This window comes from Calorimonas adulescens, from assembly GCF_008274215.1.
GTDB lineage: Bacteria > Bacillota > Thermoanaerobacteria > Thermoanaerobacterales > UBA4877 > Calorimonas > Calorimonas adulescens.
Genome location: NZ_VTPS01000001.1, coordinates 280,016 through 300,028, shown reverse-complemented (window position 1 = coordinate 300,028; position 20,013 = coordinate 280,016). Strand labels below are relative to the sequence as shown.

The following is a 20,013-nucleotide window of genomic DNA, read 5'->3' as shown; positions in this document are numbered from 1 at the left end:
GATAAATTTTGTTAATGTTGGATTAAACATACATAACGTTTTCCTATGATAATTCATTATGGTGAGGTCTTTAATAACCTAAAAATACTTGACGCGATCGAGCAGCCTTTATCCTATTGACAATTAGATAGCTATGTATTATTCTATCATATAGTGCTCTATTTAGAAGAGTGGTTATTCTTATGAGCAAAAAGCTGAAATTAGGCATTCTTAAAAATTCATTCATAACGCTATAAAAAGATGTGACGGATAGCTATGTTAAAAAGGATGAATCTCGCGTCTATGCAGATATATATCCTTAGTATAGAGCATAACATTTTGGCACATGGCACACTGTAGTGTGAAGTAGTGTAAATACGAAATAAATGTTAGATATTGCATGAACACAAGAAAACCCTGGATTGTTCCTGGGGCTTTTATTATTATTACTATCAAATGAAACATGTCAATTTGAAATTTTATTGTTGTGATATGAGTATTTCTTATTCAGCCCAAAGCGATTCAAAAATAGCGCAAAAACACCCTTGCGTACTTTTGGACATTTGGGCGTATTATGTATTTCATAAAAATTTGTATTTGAGCCGGGTATATAATTTTAAAAGTGGCAATTACATTATTGGGAGGTGCTGCCTAATGGAAAATGTATTGGAAAGACAGGATGAAAATAAAATGGGTATTATGCCCGTCAACAAATTGCTGATAACAATGTCGGTGCCGATGATTATCTCTATGCTGGTTCAGGCTCTTTATAACATTGTTGACAGTATTTTTGTGGCACAAATCAATGAAAATGCTCTAACAGCTGTTTCACTGGCATTTCCAGTACAGAGCTTTATGATTGCAATAGTAAATGGTACAGGAGTAGGTATCAACGCTCTATTGTCAAAAAGTCTTGGTGAGCGAAACACTGAAAAGGCCAGTAAGGCCGCTAACAATGGCATTTTTTTGGGTTTGCTAAGCTGTATTGTGTTTATAGTGTTTGGCTTTTTTGGTGTACAGCCTTTTTTTAAATCGCAAACTGGTATTAGTGAAATCATTAAGTACGGGCGAGAATATCTTGGCATCTGTACTGGATTTTCTTTTGCCCTTATCGGACAGCTAACATTTGAACGACTCCTGCAATCTACTGGGAAAACTATTTATACTATGGTTACACAGTCATCCGGTGCTATAGTCAATATCATTCTGGATCCAATTCTTATTTTTGGATATTTTGGGTTTCCAAAGATGGGGGTGACTGGTGCAGCTGTAGCCACAGTAATTGGACAGACCACTGCTATGATGCTGGCTATTTATTTCAATATCTCAAAAAATCATGAGATCATTCTCTCGTTCAGGGATTTTAGACCAGATGGTGAGGTTATAAAGGAGATCTATTATGTTGGTATTCCGTCAATAATTATGATGACAATTGGTTCTCTTATGAACTATAGTATAAACAAAATCCTTATGGGGTTTACGGCCACGGCTACTGCAGTATTTGGCGTGTATTTCAAGCTGCAGAGCTTCGTGTTTATGCCGGTTTTTGGGCTTAATAATGGTATGGTACCTATCATCTCTTATAATTTTGGTGCCAAAAAGAAAGAGCGCATTACAGAGACTATCAAGTTGAGTGTGCTCTATGCAGTTTGCATTATGTTAATTGGCCTGACTGTTTTTCAGCTTTTCCCGGATAAACTGCTTCTACTGTTTAATGCCTCCGACGATATGCTGACAATTGGAGTGCCAGCACTGCGTACAATTAGTTTCAGTTTTTTATTTGCTGGGTATTGTATAGTTATTATGTCTGTATTTCAGGCACTGGGGAATGGAATGATGAGCCTGATTGTATCAATAATAAGGCAGCTTATTGTACTTTTGCCAGCGGCGTATTTACTATCCAGGACTGGTTCGTTAAATGCAGTCTGGTGGGCTTTTCCTATAGCGGAAGTTTCGGCTTTAATATTTTGCAGTATTTTTATAAAATACATCTATGACCACAAAATAAAAACTTTAGGGGAATGATGTAATAAATGAATTATTCCATTTATGGTGTGATTTCCGGAAAATTTGTCAGCCAGATCATACCGTAATTTTATGTTTTTTAACAGCTGAATCAATATATGCTGCCAGCGTTCTTAATCTCGACTCTAATTTTGGTTATAAACATTAAATTATCTGAGCGGCACTATTATATATATTTGAATTGTCAGGAGTTCAAATCTGTTCTATCTGCTTTCATAAAAACCTTACTTTCAGTCTTGTCAGTATATTGATAGGGCTGAAAGTATATAAAATTACCATTCGTGATCAAATCTAAATTTTTCCTTTTTTACAACCTTCATATAACAAAATGCAAATAAACATTGAAAGTTATATCAATCATCAATCACAGGACAAGTGATACTTGGCAGGTTCTGTGAAGGAGTTTTGAAAGATAACGTAATTTAAAAAGTGATATGTTTTACACTGTTATTTTTATGCAAGAAAATATTGCATTTTTGCCTGGCACCGATTATAATATAATAAATGATGAATTATTATGCAAAAAAAATATTATTTATGCGAAACGGAGGTTTTGCCTAACATTACTGTTTCTTGAATACATAGGTATTAAATTTGAGGTTATTGTATCAAGATAGGGATTACAGTACAACTTGTAAAGAATAAATAGGAAAGCGGGGTTCTATATGATAAAAGTAGGTATTGTTGGCGCTTCAGGATATACAGGAGTGGAACTAATAAGGATATTGTCTTTACATCCTGAGGTAGATATAGTAGGTATCACATCTAATAATCATGAGGGTAGAGAATATAGTGACTTATACCCCAGTTTGAAAGGATATATTAATTTAAGATTCGATGAACTGTGCGAAGCAGAGATTATAAGAAAATCCGATGTGATTTTTTCTGCATTGCCCAATGGTCATGCCTATGGTTTGGCTAACGAGGTTGTGGCTAAGAATAAAAAGCTCATAGATTTAAGTGCCGATTTTCGCTTTAACGACTTTTCTGTATATGAAAAATGGTATGGGCCTGTTCCACTTATAGATCAGAAAGTAAAAAGAATATACGGTCTTCCGGAGATTCACAGGATGGAGATGAAAGACGTTAATGTGGTGGCCAATCCTGGATGTTATCCTACTAGTGTAATTTTAGGGCTGGCTCCTGGGTTAAGGTATGGCCTCATAAAAACAGAAGGTATAATCATCGATTCTAAATCGGGTGTATCTGGTGCAGGTCATAAACCATCCTTTGCTAATCTATATGCAGAGTGCAATGAGAGTGTAAAAGCCTATGGTGTAGCTTGTCACAGGCACACGCCGGAGATTGAGCAGGAGCTAAGTTATCTTTCTGAATCTAACATAAAAGTGACTTTTACACCTCATCTGGTGCCCATGACAAGAGGAATTCTAAGCACTATATACTGTGAATTAAGAGATGGTATTACCTTATATATAGTAAGGGAAGCTTTCGAAGAATTCTATAGTAACGAATCTTTCGTTAAAATACTGGACGATGGCCAATTCCCGCGAACAAAAGACACTTATGGGTCAAATAATTGCCACATTGGTTTAGCTTATGATGAGCATACGGGTAAGTTAATTATAGTATCTGCTATAGATAATCTTGTTAAAGGAGCTTCGGGGCAAGCTGTTCAAAATATGAATAACCTTTTTGGGCTGCCGGAAGACACTGGATTAAACTTACCGGCAATTTATCCATAACTTAAACTTAAGGGAAATGGTGATGAGAGGAGAGCGTATATGGATATTATATTCAATAAGGGTGGTATTACAGCTCCAGAGGGTTTTTTGGCGTCAGGAGTTCATTGTGGAATAAAAAAGTGTAAAAAAGATATTGCTGTAGTATATTCCCGTGTGCCGGCTGCCGCTGCAGGGGTTTTTACCACAAACAAGGTAAAAGCAGCGCCGTTGAAAGTAACAATGGAAAACTTGAAGAACAGAAAAGCACAGGCGATTGTGGTCAACAGTGGAAATGCCAATGCATGTACCGGTGAGGATGGTTTGAAAGACGCAAAAGAGATGGCTGAATTGACCGCCAAGCAACTGAAATGCGGCGTGGAAGATGTGGTGGTAGCATCTACAGGAGTTATAGGGGTCAAAATGCCTATGGATAAGGTGAGAGATGGAATAGTTAAGTGTTGCAGTACTGTAAGCAAGGAAGGCGGGAGTGATGCCGCCTGCGCAATTATGACTACTGATACATTTAAAAAAGAAGTGACTGTATCAATGAACATTGGTGGGAAAAAGATTACAATAGGTGCAATGGCAAAGGGCTCGGGAATGATACACCCCAATATGGCAACTATGCTGTGCTTTATTTCTACTGATGCCAGAATCAAAGAGGATGCATTGGAAAAAGCTCTTAGGCTTGCCACTGCCAGGTCTTTCAATATGATAAGTGTAGACGGAGATACCAGTACCAATGATATGGCCGTTATATTTGCTAACGGTTTGGCCGGCAACAGGTTAATTGAGCAGGAAACAGAGGATTTTGATGAGTTCTATAGAGGGTTAGAAATAGTGTGTGTGGAACTGGCTAAAATGATGGTAAAAGATGGTGAGGGTGCTACTAAGTTTATGGAAGTAGAGGTTAAAAATGCCCCTGACGACCTTAGTGCTGTTATGGCTGCCAGATCTATAACCCGGTCAAATCTGGTGAAAACGGCGATATTTGGCGAAGATGCCAATTGGGGAAGGATTATATGTGCTGTAGGTTATTCTGGAGTAGATTTTGATCCGAATCTGGTAGATATATACATTAGCGGTAAGGGAGGAGAGCTGATGCTAGCTCAGAATGGTATGGGGATTGATTTTTCTGAGGACAAAGCGAAAGAATTACTAAAAGAAAAAGATATAAAGGTGATTGTTGATTTAAAACAAGGATGCGGTCATGCTACAGCGTGGGGATGTGACCTGTCATATGATTATGTAAAAATAAACGGTAGCTATAGAACATAATAGCAATTGTAAAGGAGATAAACATATGGAAACTATAGAAAAAGCCAATATACTGATAGAAGCTCTACCTTACATTGAAAATTTCAGAGGGAAAATCTTTGTTGTAAAGTATGGCGGTAATGCGATGACGGATGAACGTTTAAAGCATATGGTTATGGAGGATCTGGTGTTTCTAAAGTTGGTAGGTATAAATCCTGTGGTGGTACACGGTGGTGGTCCTGAAATCAACGATTTGCTGGGGAAATTGGGTAAAAAACCGAAATTCGTAAATGGTTTTAGAATGACAGATAAAGAGACTATGGAAGTAGTGGAAATGGTATTGACAGGTAAGGTGAACAAAGAAATAGTCTCTTATATAAACCGATGTGGAGGGAAGGCCATTGGACTAAGTGGCAAAGATGGTGGCCTGGTGACGGCGGATAAGGATCTATCTAATGGTGATTTGGGATTGGTGGGTTATGTTAAGAGTGTTAACACAGAAGTAATCCAGTTGTTTATAAAAGAGGATTATATACCGGTTATATCGCCTGTGGCCATAGGGGAAGACGGTGAGACTTATAACATAAACGCTGATACGGTAGCGGGTGAGATAGCTGGAAGCCTTGGGGCCGAAAAGCTTATAATGCTGACCGACGTAGAAGGAATATACAAAGACTACGGGAATAAGGATTCTTTGATATCTTCTCTGGATATAAAAACTGCACTGGATTACGTAAATGAAGGAGTTATAGATGGTGGAATGATTCCAAAGGTACTGTGCTGCATAAATGCCATTAAAAAGGGCGTGAAAAAGACTCATATAACCGACGGCCGTATACCTCATTCTATGCTTCTGGAGATATTTACAGATAGTGGAATAGGAACAGTGATCGTACGTTAAGGAGGACAAAAAATGGATTATATTCAGATTGGCAAAGATTATATAATGAATACTTATTCTAGGTTTCCACTTGTACTGGTGAGAGGTAAAGGGGCAGTAGTATACGATGATCAAGGTAGAGAATATCTTGACTTTGTGGCAGGTATAGCGGTAAACAATTTGGGCCATTGCCATCCTTCCGTGGTAGCAGCTATAAAAGAACAGGTTGAAAATATGATACATTGTTCTAATCTTTACTGGAATGCACCACAAGCAGAACTCGCCAGGCTTTTAGTGGAGAATTCTTTTGGAGATAAAGTCTTTTTTTGCAACAGTGGGACTGAGGCCAACGAAGCTTCAATAAAACTTGTTAGAAAATATTCCAAAGAAAACTATGGCGAGAATAGATATGGAATCATAACTATGCATCAGTCTTTTCACGGGAGGACACTGGGGTCATTGACAGCTACAGGGCAGACCAAGTACCATAATGGGTTTGCACCTTTAGTGGAGGGGTTTAAATATGTACCATTTAATGATATACGGGCTTTAGAAGCTGCTATTGATGAAAATACGTGTGCTGTGATGCTTGAGCCAATACAGGGGGAGGGGGGCGTATACGAAGTACAGGAAAATTATTTGTACCAGGTAAGAAAACTATGCGACGAAAAGGGGTTACTGCTTATATTTGATGAGGTTCAATGTGGAATGGGCAGGAGTGGTAAACTGTTTGCCTATCAGCATTATGGAGTACAGCCTGATATTATGACACTGGCCAAAGCAATTGCAGGTGGCTTGCCACTGGGTGCCATGATTGCTACTGATAAAGTTGCCTCAGCTTTTAAGCCAGGAGATCACGCCTCCACATTTGGCGGCAATCCAGTTGCTTGTGCAGCAGGAGTTGCGGTTATGAAAGAACTTTTGGGAGGGGTGATTGATAATGCCAGAGAAATGGGGGATTATTTAAAAGCCGGTCTTTTGCAACTTAAACAGATACATCCTGTTATAAGTGAGATAAGGGGCAAAGGTTTAATGATAGGTGTGGAATTTAACATGCAGGAGGTAACAGGTATTGTAAATAAAGCGATGCAAAAAGGCCTTTTGCTGCTGTCGGCAGGACACAGGGTGGTCAGGATGGTGCCACCTCTTATTATCACAAGAACGGAAATAGATAAAGCTATAGATGTGTTAGATGATGTACTAAAAGAAATGGGGGTTTGAATATGAAAGCTTTTCTGGTGTTGGAGGACGGCACAGTGTACAAAGGAGAAGCCTTTGGAGCCAGTGATTTTACGAGGGGAGAAGTTGTATTTAATACTGGAATGACGGGCTATCAGGAGATACTGACGGACCCCTCTTATGCAGGTCAGATTGTGGTGATGACCTACCCTCTTATAGGAAATTACGGCATAAACGATGATGATTCCCAGTCGGATGGGCCCAGAGTAAGGGGCTTTGTTGTAAAAAAAGTTGAGGATAAGCCTGTAAATTTTCGCTCTTGCATGACTTTAGGAGATTATCTCAAAGCCCATTGCGTTTCAGGTATTTCGGGGATTGACACCCGCTCACTGGTTAAAAAAATCCGATCTTCTGGTACCATGAAGGGCTTTATAACAACTGATATAAAGGATATAAATGAACAAAGAATTAAAGATTTATTCCTTGAAGGGGAAGTGGAATTGCTGAAAGAGGTAAGCGTGAAAAAACCGTACACCATAGAGGGCAAAGGTAAACGCGTGGCGGTGATTGACCTTGGCATCAAACGCAATATATTAAAATGTTTTTCACATTTCGACTTTCAAATAAGTGTTTTCCCTTATAATGCTACAGCGTCACAGGTTATGGAGTCAAAACCCGATGCTCTGTTTTTGAGCAACGGTCCTGGAGATCCTAAAGATGCTGTTGAGGCAATAAGTTTGGTGGCTGAGCTAAAAAGGCAGATTCCAATACTTGGTATTTGTTTGGGACATCAGGTTATATCTCTGGCTTTAGGTGCCGATACGTATAAGCTTAAATATGGTCACAGGGGGTCAAACCATCCTGTAAAGGATTTGCGGTCTGGTAAGATTTATATAACATCACAGAATCATGGGTATGCTGTGGATGAAAAAAGCCTTGGAGACGATGTGGAGGTTACCCACATAAATTTAAATGATAACACAGTGGAAGGGATAAGGCACAAGTACCTGCCTATATTTTCTGTGCAGTATCACCCGGAGGCATCGCCGGGGCCCGGTGATTCTATGTATCTTTTTGAAGAATTTATGAGGTATATTGCATAGGGGGATGTTATTTTGCCAGTTAAAGATGGAATAAGCAAGGTATTGGTTATAGGTTCGGGACCTATTGTAATAGGTCAGGCAGCAGAGTTTGATTATTCAGGTACCCAGGCCTGTAAGGCTCTGAGAGAAGAGGGTATAAGTGTGGTACTGGTGAACAACAACCCTGCTACAATCATGACCGACGAGAATATGGCAGATAAAGTATACATTGAACCACTTGATAAGGATACGCTGGGCAGGATTATTGAAAAAGAAAAACCTGATGGAATACTGCCTACACTGGGAGGTCAGACGGGGCTAAATCTCGCGGTAGAATTGAAAGAGTCTGGCATTCTGGATGAATTCGATGTGAAATTGCTGGGTACATCTGTGGATTCAATCAAAAAGGCAGAAGATCGAGAGCTTTTTAATGAGCTTATGAGTGAATTAAATGAGCCCATTGCTCCAGGCAAGATTGTACGCAGTGTTGAAGAAGCACTTGAATTTGCACAGCAAGTAGGCTATCCTCTTATAGTCAGGCCTGCTTATACGTTGGGGGGTACAGGTGGGGGAATTGCCCAAGAAGAAAAGAAGCTCGTAGAAATTGTTTCAGTTGGTTTAAAGTTGAGCATGGTGCATGAAGTGCTGATAGAAAAAAGCCTTTACGGTTGGAAAGAGATAGAATATGAAGTTATGAGGGATAGCAACGATAACTGTATTACCATATGCAACATGGAAAATCTAGACCCCGTTGGTGTACACACCGGCGACAGCATCGTGGTAGCACCCTCTCAGACATTGTCAGATGTAGAGTATCAGATGCTCAGGTCTTCCAGCTTGAAGATAATAAGGGCTCTTAAAATAGAAGGTGGTTGCAATATACAGTTTGCCTTAAATCCCCACAGTTTTGAATACCGCGTTATTGAGGTCAACCCGAGGGTCAGTCGTTCCAGTGCTTTGGCTTCAAAGGTTACAGGATATCCTATTGCCAGAATTGCTGCCAAAATAGCTGTAGGATTAACTCTGGATGAAATTACCAATCCTGTGACAAAAAAAACTACTGCGTGCTTTGAACCAGCACTGGATTACGTGGTGACAAAAATACCGCGCTGGCCTTTCGATAAGTTTTATGATGCTGACAGGACAATAGGTACGCAGATGAAGGCAACAGGGGAGGTAATGGCTATAGACAGGACTTTTGAGGCTTCACTTCAAAAAGCCATACGATCACTGGAAATAAAAGCGTATGGTCTTAAGATAGAAGAGAGTTCGACGTGGTCTGATGAGGAGATAGCTTACAGATTACGTAAACCTAATGATATGAGGTTGTTTTATATAGCTGAAGCCTTAAGACGAGGGTGGACTATTCAGCAGGTGCACGATATTACAAAGATAGATATATGGTTTCTGGATAAAATACAGAATATCGTAAATTATGAGGAAGTTCTAAGAGAGAAATGGCATCAGAGGGACGTCCTTAAAACCGGTAAGCAGTTAGGATTTTCCGATGTAATGATTGCAGAACTGGCAGGAATAAGGGAAGAAGACGTCAGGGCAAAGCGCATAGAATACGGTATAGTTCCTGTTTATAAAACAGTAGATACCTGCGCTGCGGAATTTGAGTCCGTTACTCCTTATTATTATTCCACTTATGAGCAGGAAGACGATGTATTAAAAGAGAACAGGCCTTGCGTGCTTGTGCTTGGTTCAGGCCCCATCAGGATAGGGCAGGGCATAGAGTTTGACTACTGCTCGGTTCACGCTGTTTGGGCTTTAAAAAAGGCGGGGATAAGGGCTGTTATCGTTAATAATGACCCTGAAACAGTTAGCACCGATTTTGATACGGCGGATGCATTGTATTTTGAGCCTTTAACTTTGGAAGATGTCATGAATATAGTGGATAAAGAGAGACCTGTAGGTGTTTTGGTGCAGTTTGGAGGTCAAACAGCCATTAATCTTGCCAAAGGCCTTATAAGAAACGGCGTATCCATACTGGGTACCCAACAGAAGTACATTGATATTGCAGAGGATAGAGGGAAATTTGCAGAATTTCTTAAAAACATTGATATTCCTCAATCGGCGGGAGGCTATGCCACAACCGTAAAGGAAGCACTGGACATTGCTGAAAGATTGGGTTACCCTCTGATAGTAAGGCCTTCTTACGTTATCGGTGGGCAGTCTATGGATATTGTGCGGCACAAAGAGGAGTTAATGAGTTATGTGGAAAACGCAATAAGTGTATCTCCTGGTTTGCCAGTTCTCATAGACAAGTACATCGAAGGCAAAGAAGTGGAAGTGGACGCAGTATGCGATGGTGAGTATACGCTAATAGCGGGGATTATGGAGCATATTGATAGAGCCGGCATACATTCAGGAGACAGCTTTACTATGTATCCTTCAACCACTTTAAGTGTTGAGGAAAAAAATATTATAGTCGATTATACAAAGAAGATATCCAGAGCTCTACACGTAAAGGGTTTAGTCAATATTCAGTACGTATTAAAAGGGGGCAAGGTTTTTGTAATAGAGGTTAATCCCAGGGCATCCCGTACCGTTCCTATACTCAGTAAGGTTACGGGCATTCCCATGGTGAATATAGCTGTTAACGTGTCTTTAGGAAAGACTCTTAGGGAACTGGGTTATACTGACGGATTGTGGCCTGAACCAGATTACTGGGTTGTAAAAGCACCTGTTTTTTCTCACCAGAAGTTGGCAGGATCTGATTTGATTATGGGTCCTGAGATGAAGTCTACAGGGGAGGTATTGGGCATAGATATTAATTTTGCAGCTGCTCTTTACAAAGCTTTTAAAGGAGCCATGACAAGTTTTCCAGTTAATAAAAGGGTATTTATTTCTCTGAGTGATGATTTTAAGAAAGAGGCCTTGGACTTTATACCGGGGCTTGTTTCTATGGGATACAGTGTGATAGCGTCAAAAGATACATATAAGAGTTTGCAAAAGAGTGGAATAAAAGCTCAATGTATTGATGTAAAAAGGGAAGATGGGCTTAAAAGAGTTATAGATATGATAAGAGACAATGTTATAGACCTGGTCATTAATGCACCTACAAATGGGAAAGATGCCAGTACAGCAGGGTACAAACTCAGAAGAGCAGCCTTACAGTATGGTGTGCCATGCATCACATCCATGGATACGGCAAGGGCGTTTTGCTATGTCCTTAATAAAATGCAAAGGGGTGTGAATACAAGTTATTATTCTATGAGTGAATATGCTGATATAAGAAAAGTCACTATCAGGAAAGAGGCATAAATTGTCAATAATTAGGTATTGTTTTGGTTCTTTCAGCGTTGTTCGCATTTATGGAGAAAAGTAATACTGTAATTGACAATGTATAAAAAAGGAAAGGAGAATTGAGGACAAATCAATTCTCCTTTCCTTTTTTTATACGTTGAATAGCATATCAGAGTAAGAAGGTAGTGGCCATAATTCTTTATCTACAAGGGTCTCCAGTTTATCGGCTATGTCTCTTACTTCACCCATTTTTACAAAAACTACATCTCTGTAATATGAAGCCAATTTATATGAATCGCCCTCTAGTTCAGAAGCATCGTTAACGACTTTTTCTAACCCATCGATGTTCTTTTTAAACATGGCTGCTAAAGATGAGACCTCTACAAGCAGGTCGCTTTGGGCAGTAACATCTGCGTTTACACCGGTGGCTTTAATGGAGTTGATGGAATCAGCCAGTTTTGTAAGAAATTTTATGACTGCGGGCAATAGCTGGCGCTTTGCGATATCCAACATTGTCAAAGCTTCAATGTTTATAGTTTTTGAATAGTTCTCCAACATTACTTCATATCGTGATTCCATTTCAACCCTACTCAATACCCCATGTTTTTCCATAAGTTTTACATTTTTTTCTGCAATCAAAGCTGGTATTGCCTCCACAGTAGAACGAATGTTGGGGAGCCCCCTTCTTTCTGCCTCTTTGACCCATTCTTCTGAATATCCATTTCCATTAAAAATTACCCTTTTGTGATTTTTTACAATTTCCTCTAAAATTTTCTGAACCTCTTCATTGAAATTAGAAGCTTTTTCTAACCTATCAGCAATTTGTGATAACTCTTCTGCTACTATGGTGTTTAGTATATAATTGGCAGTGGCTATAGTCGATGAAGATCCTATCATCCTGAACTCAAATTTATTGCCTGTAAACGCAAAAGGTGAGGTCCTATTTCTATCAGTGGAATCTTTGGGCAATTCCGGTAAAGTAGAAACACCTACCTTTAATACTCCACCCTGTTTGGATGTAGTGGCTCCACCGTTTTCAATCTGTTGTAAAATGTCTGTCAACTGTTCACCTAAGAATATTGATATAATAGCCGGAGGAGCTTCGTTTGCACCCAGTCTATGATCATTTCCAGGTGTTGCCGCTGCAACCCTCAACAGATCAGCGTACTCGTCTATAGCCTTTATTACTGCACACAGAAATACTAAGAATTGTGCATTTTCATGAGGTGTATGGCCTGGATCCAACAGGTTTTGACCGTCATCTGTGCTCATAGACCAGTTTATATGTTTGCCTGAACCGTTGACTCCAGCAAAAGGCTTTTCATGAAGGAGGCATACAAGACCGTGTCTTAAGGCAACTTTTTTCATTAGTTCCATTGTCAATTGATTATGATCTGTGGCTATATTTGTGGTGGTGAATACAGGCGCCAGTTCGTGCTGAGATGGTGCTACTTCGTTGTGCTTTGTTTTGGCAGAAACACCCACTTTCCACAATTCTTCATCAAGTTCTTTCATATAAGCAGATATTCTTTCTTTGATTGAGGCAAGATAGTGATCTTCCATTTCTTGACCCTTAGGTGATTTTGCACCGAAAAGAGTTCTACCTGTTAATATAAGATCCTTTCTTTTGTCGTACATTTTCTTGTCTATAAGGAAATATTCCTGCTCAGGCCCTACTGTGGTGATCACTTTTTTAGCTGTGCCATTGCCAAACAAACGCAGTATTCTTAGTGCCTGTTTCGATAAAGCTTCCATGGATCTTAATAAAGGAGTTTTTAAGTCTAGAACTTCGCCAGTATAAGAACAAAAAGCTGTAGGAATATACAGCGTATCATCTTTTACAAAGGCAGGTGATGTGCAGTCCCATGCTGTATAACCTCTTGCTTCAAATGTAGCCCTGAGTCCTCCTGATGGAAAGGAAGAAGCATCAGGTTCACCCTTGATAAGCTCTTTACCAGAAAATTCCATAATGACGCGTCCCTCAGGAGTTGGGGAGATAAAAGAGTCATGCTTTTCTGCAGTAATGCCTGTAAGAGGTTGAAACCAGTGGGTAAAATGTGTAGCACCTTTTTCTATGGCCCAGTCTTTCATAGCGTTGGCCACCACTTCTGCCACCTGGGGGTCGAGCGGGAGGCCTTCATCGATGGTTTTCCTTAAAGCCTTATACGTTGCTTTTGGGAGCCGTTCCCTCATTACAGAATCATTAAATACATTGGATCCAAAGATTTCACTTAATGAATTTTGAGACATAACATAATCTCTCCTTTTAAACTTAATTTATGAATGAATAAATACAAATAAAAACAAGGACAGTTTCATCATTTCATGAAACGCCCTTGTTTCATTCCACAGCTACTTATTTTGTTATTTCAATATGATATCATTTTTCTTTAGAAAAGGCAAGAGGTTTTTTACAGGTAGGTCTGTGCTTGACATAGCTATGATATTTTTCCCATTGTTACATAGATAATATATAAGATATAATTAAACTGCATACTGTTTTTATTTTGGTTGTTAAAAGGGGTGGATGCTATTGCGCAGACAGATGGTTTTTATTTCTTTTTTGCTTTTGTTTTTTATAATGTTTCCATTTTTTTCTACGACATCAGCAAAAGAAAATATTTCTGTTACTGTTAATGGAAGACTGTTAGATATGCCAGCAAGTCCAGTGATGTATAAAGACAGGGTGCTTGTGCCCATGAGGTCTGTTTTTGAGGCTTTGGGGCATGAGGTGATATGGGATGGAAAAAGTAAGACGATAAGCTCTGATGGGATCTGGATGCAGATAGATAATCCTGAAGTTGTCGTGAATGGTAAGGAGACAGTATTAGACGTGCCACCGCGGATTGTAGATGGTTATACTATGGTGCCGGTACGAGCTGTTAGCGAGGGGCTGGGGGCAAGAGTCATATGGAGCCCTGAGAGTAATGCTGTTTCAATTCTTGTAGATACGACGATTCAGGCAAACAGTATGTATTCTGTCAGCAATTCAGATGTATTTATGGCAAAGTCGGATTCCACTACTGTTTTGCCCTTTGATGTTAGCATAGGAGATACCCAGGATAAGGTGGTAATGAACCTGGGAGAACCACAGAGAAAGGACAAAAGTGAATATGGCTTTAAATGGTGGATATATAATAAAGATTACAGTAATTATATACAGATAGGTATTGACAGAGGAAGAGTGGTGGCCATATATACTAATTCCACGGGTTTGAGGTGGAATGATATATCATATGGTGAGGGACGTAAGAGTGTGGAGGCAATGCATGGCACAGGTCTTGATAGGATTTTAAAAGGGAATACCTACTACATGCTGAAAAATGACCAGTACATCACATTGGATGCGGGTGATTGTTATGCCACTATTTTCTTTGATAATCTCAATAACAGTATCGTCACATCCATACAGCTCATAGAGAAGTCCTATGAAGAAAATATTGGATTTTTTGGAACTGAAGATGATGAAATAGCCAGAGCCTTTGAAATGGAGATGCTGGACCTTGTAAACAGCGTGAGGGTAAGGGATGGTCTTAAACCTTTAACGTGGAATGAAAAAGCTCATGAGGTTGCGCTTTATCATTCGAAGGATATGGCTTTAAATAATTATTTTGACCATATTGACATACAGGGTAAATCCCCATTTGACAGGATGAAAGATGCTGGATTAAAGGATTTTGTTGCTGCCGGGGAAAATATTGCTGCTGGATACAGGGATGCAATATTTGCCCATGAAGGTTGGATGAACTCCGAAGGCCACAGAAAAAATGTTTTGAATAAAGGTTTTGAGCAGTTAGGAGTAGGGGTGTATTTTGGTGGTCAGATGAACGCCTATTATACCCAGAACTTTGTAACATTACGGTAAAAAGCTGCTTTGCAGCTTTTTACCGTTTATAAGAGAAAGAATCAGGAGTGTGAGCCACTTGGATATAAACAGAGATATATGTATGATATTGGTTGAACGAGACGTATTAATTTTACAGGGATAATGGATAAAAAATATTTGTTACTATGGAGAATAATGTGGTGAAACTATAAGATACATGCAGAAAACTCTCAATTTCCATTCAGAGGTGGGAATGATATAATATGTTTGTGATAAATACAATAGAATTGGGGGTAAGTATATGAGTATTCATATTGGTGCAAGAGAAAATGATATAGCTAAGACGGTGCTGCTGCCTGGTGACCCGATGAGAGCGAGGTATATAGCGGAAAATTTTTTGGAAAATGCTATCTGCTACAATGAGGTAAGAGGTATGTATGGTTTTACAGGGATATATAAAGGTAAAAGGGTATCAGTCCAGGGTACCGGTATGGGAATACCATCCATATCTATTTATGTGAATGAACTTATAACTCAATATGGAGTAAAAAATCTCATCAGGGTAGGAACATGCGGTTCAATGCAAGAGGGATTAAACATCAGGGATATAGTCCTGGCTATGAGTTCTTCTACGGACTCGGCTATAAATAAATTGAGATTTAATGGAATGGATTATGCCCCTACAGCCAGTTTCAGGCTGCTTAAGAAGGCCTATGATATAGCCTGCGAAAAGGGCTTGAATGTTAAAGTTGGAAATGTGCTTTCATCTGATACTTTTTACGGAGATGATCCTGATGCATGGAGATTGTGGGCCAAGTTTGGAGTTCTGGCTGTGGAGATGGAGACGGCTGGGCTTTACACCTTGGCTGCTAAATATGGAGTTGATGCCCTCACCATACTTACAGTGAGTGACAGCCTGGTAACTGGGCATGCGACATCATCGGAGGAAAGAGAAAAAACTTTTAACGACATGATTGAAATTGCCTTAGAGGTGGCAGAATAAGTAATGGGTGATTTTTATGGAAAATGAAGATAATGTCAATACACATAGGGAAAGTATTTATCATGAGCTATTATTACGCAAAATAAATGGTGACGAACTAAAGATAGATAACCTGACAAGAGAGGAACTAAAAGAGCTTTACTCTGAGGTTTCTGCTGCAGACATTGCAAGACTTTTTGACGTGAGATTTGACAAAGTGAAATACAGGCTGCGTAAATGGAATATCCTCTATTCAGACATATTAAAGGAGAAGGCATCTAAAGATGCCCACTCCTAATATTATTGTAATTCCTTGTATGCTTCTACATACACATCATAGTCTCTTTTAGAAAAAAGTACAAATCTTACTTCCTTTATGGTGTTGCTTGTTTTGAGGTAATCTGATACAGTTTTTACTGCAATATGAGCAGCCTGTTCTATAGGGTAACCGTACGCCCCGGTGCTTATTGATGGGAATGCTATTGTCTTTATGTCTTTTTCCTCTGCTAGTTTGAGGCTGTTTCTATAACACGAAGCCAATAGTTCGGGCTCGTTGCGTGTGCCTCCATGCCAGATTGGACCAACAGTATGGATAACGTATTTTGCTTTGAGATTGCCTCCGGTGGTTATTACGGCCTGGCCAGTTGGGCAGTATCCAATCCTTCTGCACTCTTCGTCCAGTGCTGGTCCTGCCGCTTTGTGAATGGCCCCATCCACACCGCCGCCTCCAAGTAGACTAGAGTTAGCCGCATTTACAATTGCATCTGTATCCTGCAGGGTTATATCACCCTTTACAAAGCTTATGTTGCCTTTCATTTTTAAGCCCCCCTGTGTATCTCTATTATTTTTCTTTATCCAATTATACCACCTTAAAATAACAAATAGAAAAAAGTCTAAAATAAGTAAAAGGCTGAAATACAGCCTTTTACTGCCGTTTAACATTGTCCATATTGTGGGTACCAGAATTTTTTGGTACAAATGTCTTACAGCATGTTTCCATCCCCATCTGGACAGGGGTAGAAAGGGTATTTTGTAAAGATGGGGCATCAAAGTTATCCCCATACCTGTTGCTTACACTATCTGATGTTACAAGGATTTGATTGGCCGAGCAGTAGTTGTTCTGTGCCCAATAGTGGCAGTTATTTACGCTGCATCTTACCTGAACATTTGCCATGATATCACCTCCGAGTTTTAGTATTCTCAGATATGTCGCACGAAATACATATTTTAGTGAACACAAGAGATGCTATAAGAATATATTTAACTCAGAGGAGATATTATGGAACTACCCGTGGTGGCCGAGTTGGAAGGGAATGCGGGTGATAACATAAACCTGAATCAGGAATAGGTGTTGCTATTAGTCTATTGTACTGGGCTAACCAGCAAAAAAAGACGGATTTGATGTTTTTTCAAAGAAGACTCAGAATGGAAAAGAAATAATTAGAAGAATTACTTTTTGGCTGTTTTGTGATAAAATAATAATATACTCTAAGAAATATGGGAGGGAATCATGATTACAGAAGAGACGAAAAAAGACATAATAAACAGGTTGCGTACTGTTCAAGGGCATATTGGTGGTATAGAAAAAATGATAGACGAAGGGAAGAGTTGTGACGATATACTTTTGCAGATTGCTGCTGTGAAATCTTCTATTGAAAAGATTGGTTACTTTCTGCTTCAGGAACATGCTGTAGAATGCATAATTAAGGACGATAAGGATAAAGTAATGATAGACGATGTAAAAAAACTGATTGATTCAGTCATTAAGTTTACCAGGTGAGGGATGTGTTGACAAGAGTAGAGATTATATGGTAATATTTATATAGACCCCCTATACAAGGGGATAGTAAAAGGAGGTACAGTTATGGGTGGTCCTATAACAGTGAGTGATAAGGATTTTGAAGAAATGGTATTGAAATCAGATAAAGTTGTGCTTGTTGATTTCTGGGCTGCATGGTGTGGCCCGTGCAGGATGATGGCACCGGTGCTTGATGAGATTTCTGAAGAAAATGATGACTTTATAGTTGCAAAACTTAATGTAGATGAAAATCCGGCTACTGCATCGGCTTACAGAATAATGAGTATCCCAACTATGGGTATATTTAAAAACGGTCAGATGGTGGATAAGATTGTTGGTGTTACTCCTAAACAGACTGTTTTAAATAAGGTGAAGGCGTATATTTAATAGGCGATTTTATGATTGCGAAGGACATGATTATATTTGACGTACTCAAGAAATATCCAAATGTAAACTTAGAAAATGTTTTTTTACAATAATGGGATAGCATGTTTTGGCTAAGGTGGTACCCTGTATAAGAGTATTGAGCCAGCAGCTTAAATGTGAAAATGCAATTTAAAGAAACTTTTAAACGAATTGAATGGAGCCATAAGGCCCAAAGAAACTCATTGACATACATGCCTTTACTGTGCTAATATATATTCATGGTTTTGGGCAAGGGTGTCCTAGTCAGGATGGTACTGACTCAAAGGGCACCTTATTTTATTATATTAGGGGGTAATGTGTATGACAAGGCCAAAGTTATCGAAAGAGGATGTACTCAAGAAAGCAGAAGAACTTGGTGTGGAGTTCATACACTTGCAGTTTACCGACATTTTTGGAGTTATGAAGAATGTGTCTATAACGAGAGAAGAGTTAGAAAAGGCATTAAATGATGAGAAAATGTTTGACGGCTCGTCAATTGATGGGTTTGTGAGGATAGAGGAATCAGATATGTATTTAAGGCCGGATCCATCCAGCTTTACAATCTATCCATGGTCTGGAGAGAGCCTCGAGGCCAGGCTCATATGTGATATATATAACCCTGATGGCACACCATTTGAAGGAGATCCCAGGTATATCCTGAAAAGAGCATTGAAGCATGCAGAGGAATTGGGATATGGATTTAATGTGGGACCTGAATGTGAATTTTATCTGTTTCTGACCAATGAGAAAGGTGAAGCCACTACAGTCACCCACGACAACGCCAGCTATTTTGATCTTGCCCCTGTAGACCTGGGTGAAACGGCAAGGCAGGATATGGTAAAGACATTAAAACAGATGGGGTTTGAGATAGAGGCTTCTCATCATGAGGTTGGGCCAGGCCAGCATGAGATAGACTTCAAGTATGATGATGCACTTGTAACGGCTGACAATATTATGACCTTCAAAATGGTAGTAAGGATAGTGGCACAGAGAAATGGCCTTCATGCTACATTTATGCCAAAACCTGTATACGGAATACCAGGATCTGGTATGCATACCAATATGTCCCTTACAAAAGGTGGGAAAAACGCATTTTATGACCCTGACGGGGAACTGCAATTGAGTAAAGAAGCATATTATTTTATAGGTGGATTGATGAAACATGCCAGAGCCATATGTGCTATAACAAATCCTACAGTAAATTCTTACAAGAGGCTGGTATCGGGGTTTGAGGCCCCGGTGTATATAGCGTGGTCATCGAGAAACAGAAGTCCATTGATCAGAGTACCCGCAAAGAGAGGTTCTTCCACAAGGCTTGAACTTAGAAACCCTGATCCATCGTGTAACCCATATCTGGCACTGGCTGTGGTACTGGAGGCTGGATTAGACGGTATAATCAATAAAATAGATCCGCCAGAGTCAATAAATAGAAACATATACCACATGACATCAGAAGAATTGTTAGGTTCCAATATAGACAGATTGCCAGTGTCTCTGGAAGAGGCAATAAAAGAGCTTAATTCTGACGATGTTATAAAAAAAGCCTTAAGTCCGCATACTGTTGAGAGGTTTATAACGGCAAAGCTGGACGAATGGGACGAATACAGTGCTTACGTAACACCATGGGAGCTTGAAAGATACCTCACGAAGTATTAAAATCTAATTT

The 20,013-nt window shown here is 39.5% G+C and carries 16 protein-coding genes; 13 read left to right on the top strand and 3 right to left on the bottom strand.

Features of this window, described 5'->3' with window-relative positions:
* Nucleotides 1-633 precede the first annotated feature (633 nt).
* The 7 genes from FWJ32_RS01740 to carB all read left to right on the top strand — a co-directional run bounded on the left by FWJ32_RS01740 (nt 634) and on the right by carB (nt 11,354).
* Nucleotides 634-2,004, top strand: coding sequence for an MATE family efflux transporter (locus FWJ32_RS01740; protein ID WP_149544245.1), 1,371 nt, complete (start codon nt 634-636; stop codon nt 2,002-2,004).
* A 665-nt stretch (nt 2,005-2,669) separates the two neighbouring features.
* Nucleotides 2,670-3,707: an N-acetyl-gamma-glutamyl-phosphate reductase gene (gene argC / locus FWJ32_RS01735; RefSeq protein ID WP_149544244.1), complete on the top strand. Its 1,038-nt coding sequence runs from the start codon at nt 2,670-2,672 to the stop codon at nt 3,705-3,707.
* Between the two features lie 39 nt (nt 3,708-3,746).
* A complete protein-coding gene (gene argJ, locus FWJ32_RS01730) occupies nt 3,747-4,964 on the top strand; it encodes a bifunctional ornithine acetyltransferase/N-acetylglutamate synthase (protein WP_149544243.1) in 1,218 nt (405 codons plus the stop codon).
* A gap of 25 nt (nt 4,965-4,989) precedes the next feature.
* On the top strand, nt 4,990-5,844 hold the full coding sequence (argB, locus tag FWJ32_RS01725; RefSeq protein ID WP_149544242.1) for an acetylglutamate kinase: 855 nt from the start codon (nt 4,990-4,992) through the stop codon (nt 5,842-5,844).
* Nucleotides 5,845-5,856: 12 nt separating this feature from the next.
* Nucleotides 5,857-7,044 carry an acetylornithine transaminase gene (locus FWJ32_RS01720; protein WP_149544241.1) on the top strand — a complete coding sequence of 396 codons (1,188 nt, stop codon included), beginning with the start codon at nt 5,857-5,859 and terminating at the stop codon, nt 7,042-7,044.
* 2 nt (nt 7,045-7,046) lie between these two features.
* Complete coding sequence (carA, locus tag FWJ32_RS01715) at nt 7,047-8,105, top strand: glutamine-hydrolyzing carbamoyl-phosphate synthase small subunit (protein WP_149544240.1); 1,059 nt, start codon at nt 7,047-7,049, stop codon at nt 8,103-8,105.
* A 12-nt stretch (nt 8,106-8,117) separates the two neighbouring features.
* Nucleotides 8,118-11,354 carry a carbamoyl-phosphate synthase (glutamine-hydrolyzing) large subunit gene (gene carB / locus FWJ32_RS01710; protein ID WP_149544239.1) on the top strand — a complete coding sequence of 1,079 codons (3,237 nt, stop codon included), beginning with the start codon at nt 8,118-8,120 and terminating at the stop codon, nt 11,352-11,354.
* A gap of 132 nt (nt 11,355-11,486) precedes the next feature.
* Here carB and FWJ32_RS01705 read toward each other — a convergent pair whose 3' ends face one another.
* Nucleotides 11,487-13,586 (bottom strand): glutamine synthetase III family protein, encoded by a 2,100-nt coding sequence (locus FWJ32_RS01705; protein ID WP_149544238.1) that lies wholly within the window; start codon nt 13,584-13,586, stop codon nt 11,487-11,489.
* 283 nt (nt 13,587-13,869) lie between these two features.
* Between FWJ32_RS01705 and FWJ32_RS01700 the strand changes: the two genes are divergently transcribed.
* The 3 genes from FWJ32_RS01700 (at nt 13,870) to FWJ32_RS01690 (ending at nt 16,442) form a co-directional block, all read left to right on the top strand.
* A complete protein-coding gene (locus FWJ32_RS01700; RefSeq protein WP_162523467.1) occupies nt 13,870-15,201 on the top strand; it encodes a CAP-associated domain-containing protein in 1,332 nt (443 codons plus the stop codon).
* A gap of 262 nt (nt 15,202-15,463) precedes the next feature.
* A complete protein-coding gene (deoD, locus tag FWJ32_RS01695) occupies nt 15,464-16,165 on the top strand; it encodes a purine-nucleoside phosphorylase (protein ID WP_149544236.1) in 702 nt (233 codons plus the stop codon).
* A 16-nt stretch (nt 16,166-16,181) separates the two neighbouring features.
* Nucleotides 16,182-16,442, top strand: a complete 261-nt coding sequence (locus FWJ32_RS01690) for a hypothetical protein (protein ID WP_149544235.1) — start codon at nt 16,182-16,184, stop codon at nt 16,440-16,442.
* Between the two features lie 2 nt (nt 16,443-16,444).
* On the opposite strand, the gene FWJ32_RS01685 is transcribed toward FWJ32_RS01690, so the two are convergent.
* Nucleotides 16,445-16,960, bottom strand: a complete 516-nt coding sequence (locus FWJ32_RS01685) for an O-acetyl-ADP-ribose deacetylase (RefSeq protein WP_149544234.1) — start codon at nt 16,958-16,960, stop codon at nt 16,445-16,447.
* 109 nt (nt 16,961-17,069) lie between these two features.
* Complete coding sequence (locus FWJ32_RS01680) at nt 17,070-17,318, bottom strand: DUF1540 domain-containing protein (RefSeq protein ID WP_149544233.1); 249 nt, start codon at nt 17,316-17,318, stop codon at nt 17,070-17,072.
* 336 nt (nt 17,319-17,654) lie between these two features.
* Here FWJ32_RS01680 and FWJ32_RS01675 point away from each other — a divergent pair, with 336 nt between their 5' ends.
* From FWJ32_RS01675 to glnA, 3 genes are all read left to right on the top strand, one after another.
* Nucleotides 17,655-17,924, top strand: coding sequence for a metal-sensitive transcriptional regulator (locus FWJ32_RS01675; protein ID WP_149544232.1), 270 nt, complete (start codon nt 17,655-17,657; stop codon nt 17,922-17,924).
* An 84-nt stretch (nt 17,925-18,008) separates the two neighbouring features.
* On the top strand, nt 18,009-18,329 hold the full coding sequence (gene trxA / locus FWJ32_RS01670; protein WP_149544231.1) for a thioredoxin: 321 nt from the start codon (nt 18,009-18,011) through the stop codon (nt 18,327-18,329).
* 339 nt (nt 18,330-18,668) lie between these two features.
* A complete protein-coding gene (gene glnA / locus FWJ32_RS01665) occupies nt 18,669-20,003 on the top strand; it encodes a type I glutamate--ammonia ligase (RefSeq protein WP_149544230.1) in 1,335 nt (444 codons plus the stop codon).
* Nucleotides 20,004-20,013 lie beyond the last annotated feature (10 nt).

Bases quoted from the DNA above. Each gene is read 5' to 3' on its own strand.
- FWJ32_RS01740 (WP_149544245.1), top strand. From the start codon at position 634: ATGGAAAATGTATTGGAAAGACAGGATGAAAATAAAATGGGTATTATG.
- argC (WP_149544244.1), top strand. From the start codon at position 2,670: ATGATAAAAGTAGGTATTGTTGGCGCTTCAGGATATACAGGAGTGGAA.
- argJ (WP_149544243.1), top strand. From the start codon at position 3,747: ATGGATATTATATTCAATAAGGGTGGTATTACAGCTCCAGAGGGTTTT.
- argB (WP_149544242.1), top strand. From the start codon at position 4,990: ATGGAAACTATAGAAAAAGCCAATATACTGATAGAAGCTCTACCTTAC.
- FWJ32_RS01720 (WP_149544241.1), top strand. From the start codon at position 5,857: ATGGATTATATTCAGATTGGCAAAGATTATATAATGAATACTTATTCT.
- carA (WP_149544240.1), top strand. From the start codon at position 7,047: ATGAAAGCTTTTCTGGTGTTGGAGGACGGCACAGTGTACAAAGGAGAA.
- FWJ32_RS01705 (WP_149544238.1), bottom strand. From the start codon at position 13,586: ATGTCTCAAAATTCATTAAGTGAAATCTTTGGATCCAATGTATTTAAT.
- deoD (WP_149544236.1), top strand. From the start codon at position 15,464: ATGAGTATTCATATTGGTGCAAGAGAAAATGATATAGCTAAGACGGTG.
- FWJ32_RS01690 (WP_149544235.1), top strand. From the start codon at position 16,182: ATGGAAAATGAAGATAATGTCAATACACATAGGGAAAGTATTTATCAT.
- FWJ32_RS01685 (WP_149544234.1), bottom strand. From the start codon at position 16,960: ATGAAAGGCAACATAAGCTTTGTAAAGGGTGATATAACCCTGCAGGAT.
- FWJ32_RS01680 (WP_149544233.1), bottom strand. From the start codon at position 17,318: ATGGCAAATGTTCAGGTAAGATGCAGCGTAAATAACTGCCACTATTGG.
- FWJ32_RS01675 (WP_149544232.1), top strand. From the start codon at position 17,655: ATGATTACAGAAGAGACGAAAAAAGACATAATAAACAGGTTGCGTACT.
- trxA (WP_149544231.1), top strand. From the start codon at position 18,009: ATGGGTGGTCCTATAACAGTGAGTGATAAGGATTTTGAAGAAATGGTA.
- glnA (WP_149544230.1), top strand. From the start codon at position 18,669: ATGACAAGGCCAAAGTTATCGAAAGAGGATGTACTCAAGAAAGCAGAA.